General features: G+C 41.8%; 4 protein-coding genes. 2 read left to right on the forward strand and 2 right to left on the reverse strand.

Annotated elements, in window-relative coordinates; all coding sequences use genetic code 11:
- Nucleotides 1-244: 244 nt before the first annotated feature.
- Complete coding sequence (locus O9300_RS04555; protein WP_287970309.1) at nt 245-1,846, forward strand: peptide ligase PGM1-related protein; 1,602 nt, start codon at nt 245-247, stop codon at nt 1,844-1,846.
- On the opposite strand, the gene O9300_RS04560 is transcribed toward O9300_RS04555, so the two are convergent.
- Both O9300_RS04560 and sipA read right to left on the reverse strand, forming a co-directional pair.
- Entirely contained in the window at nt 1,833-2,783 is a 951-nt protein-coding gene (locus tag O9300_RS04560; protein ID WP_287970311.1) for a glycosyltransferase family protein, read from the reverse strand. The two genes, O9300_RS04555 and O9300_RS04560, sit on opposite strands and share 14 nt — an antisense overlap.
- 66 nt (nt 2,784-2,849) lie before the next feature.
- Entirely contained in the window at nt 2,850-3,062 is a 213-nt protein-coding gene (gene sipA / locus O9300_RS04565) for a regulatory protein SipA (protein WP_043995397.1), read from the reverse strand.
- Between the two features lie 190 nt (nt 3,063-3,252).
- Between sipA and O9300_RS04570 the strand changes: the two genes are divergently transcribed.
- Nucleotides 3,253-4,167, forward strand: coding sequence for a hypothetical protein (locus O9300_RS04570; RefSeq protein WP_287970313.1), 915 nt, complete (start codon nt 3,253-3,255; stop codon nt 4,165-4,167).
- Nucleotides 4,168-4,286 lie beyond the last annotated feature (119 nt).

A 4,286-nucleotide genomic window follows, 5' to 3' on the forward strand; every position in this document is an offset into this window, starting at 1 on the left:
GGTCGAGACTTGAACGCTAGTCTGAATCTAGCTTCTTTGGCGGTGAGTTCCACCGTGTCAGCTTGGGTCGTAGATAGTGCCGACACTACTACAGTGAAGCAGGAAGTTAACGTCAAATTTGCTCATGAGTAGATTTGAGTAGGTTTAATAGAACGGAATATTAAGAAAAGAAAGACACTGGAGACGACAGGCTCTCAAAATCGATAAGATACAGGTATCTGCAACCACAGAGGTGGGACAAACCATGCTGTTAGATAGAGATTTGATGCTAGAAAAGCGGCTGCGGTATCAAGAATTACAAGAAAAACTAAAAGAGATTTGGCAGGGAGAAAACGTTCCCGAATCGGATGAATGGGATTATGATATCCTAGTTGTCCCTTCTTTTAGTATCGATCAGAGAGTCGGTCAAAAAGTAGCGGGTTTTTTACATTACGAAGAAAGATTATTATTTTCTCTGATTCGGTTGCGACACCCGAAAACTCGTTTAATCTATGTAACAGCGCAGCCACTGGCGCGGATGGTGATTGATTATTACCTGCAATTGTTGCCCGGGATTCCTTTTTCCCATGCTAATAATCGTCTGTTATTACTGACAACTCACGATAACTCTTTTCAACCTTTAACCCAAAAAATTCTGGAAAGACCGCGCTTAGTAGCAAGAATCCGGCAAGCGTTGCGTCGAGATCGTGCCTACATGGTTTGTTTTAATTCTACTAATTTAGAGCGAGAATTGTCTTTACAATTAGATATTCCTTTATTTGCCTGTAGTCCAGACTTATTGTATTGGGGTTCTAAAAGTGGCAGTCGCGAGATTTTTGGTCAAGGCAATATTCCCCATCCTGACGGTAGTTTACAGGTAAATACGGTCAAGGATTTGTTATACGAAGCCGCTAGTTTGTGGTCTCGTCAACCGCAACTAAAACGCATGGTAGTTAAATTAAATGAGGGGTTATCGGGAGAAGGAAATGCAGTTTTAGATTTACGTCCTTTAGGGGGAATTGTTGATAGTAACAGTCTAGATTTAAGCGAGAGAATCAATCTCTTGGCTAAACAATTAGAGAAGATGAGTTTTCAAGCAAGGGATGAAAATTGGGACAGTTTTTCTGGCAGAATTGCTGAATTAGGGGCAATTGTCGAAGCTTTTATTGAAGGAGAAGAAAAGCGATCGCCGAGTGTGCAAGGTTATATTACACCCACGGGAGAAGTGAATATTATTTCCACTCACGATCAAATTTTAGGCGGTCCGGATGGTCAAATTTATCTAGGTTGTCATTTTCCTGCCGATGAAAATTATCGCCTACAATTACAGGAATTAGGTCTAAAAATAGGGGAAATTCTGGCAGCCAAGGGGGCAATTGAACGCTATGGAGTTGATTTCGTTGCTGTGAAAAATCCAGAAACTTTAGTCTGGGATTTACAGGCGATCGAAATTAATCTGCGAAAAGGAGGAACCACCCATCCTTTTATGACTTTGAAACTTTTAACTAATGGTGAATATGATCGAAAAACCGGATCATTTTTCAGTCAACCTCACCAAGAAAAGTATTATATTGCCTCCGATAATCTCCACAAACCCCAATACAAAGGTTTACTTCCCGATGATTTAATGGATATTATTGCTAAACATCACTTGCATTTTGATAGTAGCAGTAAAACAGGAACAGTTTTTCATCTCATGGGTGCGCTGTCAGAATTTGGTAAATTAGGGTTAACTTGTATCGGCAATTCTAGTGAGGAAGCTGCGGCAATTTATCAGCGTGTGGAACAGGTGTTAGATTGGGAAACAGAGCATAGTTCCATAAATTTAGGTTATTATTATTCTGGATTACCGATCACTTGGATATAGAAGGTTTTTCTGGCAAGAATTTGCGTTTTAGGGAATCGATAGCTCGTCCGGGTACTTCCGTCGCTTGAGCGAGAATTAAATTCCAAAGATAACCATATTTAGGGAAATTTTTCAGGAGAATCACCTCGGCAATAAAGTAAAAACGTTTAGTTCTTTTATACTCAGGAGGATTATCTTCAATCCGCAGTTGTTCGGCTATTTCTGGCAGCCAATGACCGATAGTTTTACCTTGCTCAAAAAACTTGGCCTGAATATATAAACCTAGTAATCTATCTAAACACCAAAAGGGAATATATTTAATCGGACCGGTGACACTCATGGAAGCGGTAATCTCTTTAACTGCCGGTTGTACCAGTTCGTTTTTCCAAACTTTTTTATCAAAGTTTTCCATGTGAGGTCCCTTGTGATCTCGACGTTTCCCGATCAGGGCGCTAGGATTAAAAGGATTATCTAAAGGAGCGATCGGTAATTCTAATAAATAATTATTCTCTTTAAATAAGTTACTATTATTTTCTCTTCTGCTACAGATAGCTAAACTTTTTACATCGGGAATTGTTGGCCAAGGACTCTCTAATTTTTCTCGTTCACCGTAGGGAAATTCACATCTGGCTAATCGCAATACCCAACTATTGGGGAAGCGTTCAAAATAGTCTTTAACTAAGGTGACGATCTCCGGGTGTAAATATTCATCGCAATTGATTGTGAGAATATAAGTACCTCTGGCATTTAAAAATCCTGTACTTCTTTGAATAATTTCACCTCGTAAAGCACAGACAATCTGTTTCATGCGTGGATCATTCACCGGCGAAGGTTTGACACCAGGAGGATGAACTAAAATAAATTCTATATCTCCCTTGACTTTCAATAATTCTCCTAGCCAATGTTCGCTAAATCCCTCGCGCATCGGGATAACGATCGATAGAAAAGTATTAGACATAAATTAACTCTTTAGATTTGCCTGTGATTTATCAAAGTTGTCTTGACTGCGATGCACTTAACTGGTTTAAATAGCTTCTAAATATTTGCTATCGAGCAGAAATGAGCCTCGATCGAATTTTACACCCCAATAACCCCCCGGCCGGCGATCGATAACCGTGCCGATATCGTCGATATTGAGCAGCTCCGGCGGCCGTAACATAGGCATAGGATCGGCGGTTTTCAGGTAAGGGGGAATGGCAATCAGACGGACTTTTCCCCCGACGCTAATTTCACTCATGGTACTGACTAGATGCGATCGTGATATCGTATCTCAACTTAGCATATTTCAAATCATTCTCAAGATAGATTCCCTAGGGAATAGGTATTCTGTAAGCTGTTGCCATCCGCCTTTGGCGTTGGGTTGGGCTGTTGCCTGACCCAGCGGCGAGGGTGGCGATAGCACCACGAAATCTGCTAGAGCAATAATCATGAAAATCACTCATAAACTCTTGTTCTCTTCCTGGGTCTTACTGGGTGTCACGGTAGCCCCATCCCAAGTATTGGCAGGACCATTTAACTCACCCGGTCCCTTTGTCAATCCCGTGGTAGATGGAGTCCCATCTCCCCCTCAAGTTCCAGGAAAGGAGTACTCTGAAGATCCAGACAGGAATGGAAATCCCTCACATACCGCTAATCCTGGTCAAGTAATTGCCTGGGATGGCACAGGTGGGACAACCAACACCAGTAACTTTTTAACTCTTTGGAATCCTCAATCTGGCATTGCAGCACCCGATCCTTTCCAGGTCGATGCCTTGGCTAACCGGAAGGATTTACTCTTCTATGAAGTGATCGAAGATTTAGTTCCACTCGTGTTTTCGACTGGGTTGCCCGGAGGACCGCGCACGGCTTTCGATAACTACATCTTCTATGAACGTCCTAACCATAAAGTACTTTTGCCTTTCCCGTACAAAGAGATAGGGGTGTGGGCGACACCAGCAGAGATCAACCAAGTTGAACCAAATAACGTAGAAGGTTTAGAACTTTGGGCGCCGGTTCAAGATGAGACAGTGCCTTTAGAAGAGAGAATCAACGACGGGTTGCTAGGACTTCCTTGTGTACCTGGACAGCTTACTTGTGTACCTGGACCTGAACTACCTGTAGATGATGCTAACCGTTACTCCCTTTTCGGCGATCCTCTGGGATGCAGTGTATTCAAGAGTAATGGGGATTGTCTCTTCCTTAAAGCGGATATCGCCACTGCAATCACTCCTCTCTTTCCCGGTTTAAATATCACTGATGCGAAGATTGACCTTGATGGACTGATGACATGGGAAAACGACATCCTCTTTAGCCTCAAACCAATCGATGGAAATAACGATGGCATTAAGCTAAAACGCACTTAAACCACCTAAAATAGAAATAGTAATTTTAGAAAAATCCTACTTATGCCAGCCAAAGATTTCCTAGACTTAGAAGAAAAGAAAAACTTACAAAAAGCTCTTAAAGAAGAAGAAAGAGCAGA

It is taken from the genome of Microcystis sp. LE19-195.1E (assembly GCF_027532095.1).
Taxonomy (GTDB): Bacteria; Cyanobacteriota; Cyanobacteriia; order Cyanobacteriales; family Microcystaceae; genus Microcystis; species Microcystis aeruginosa.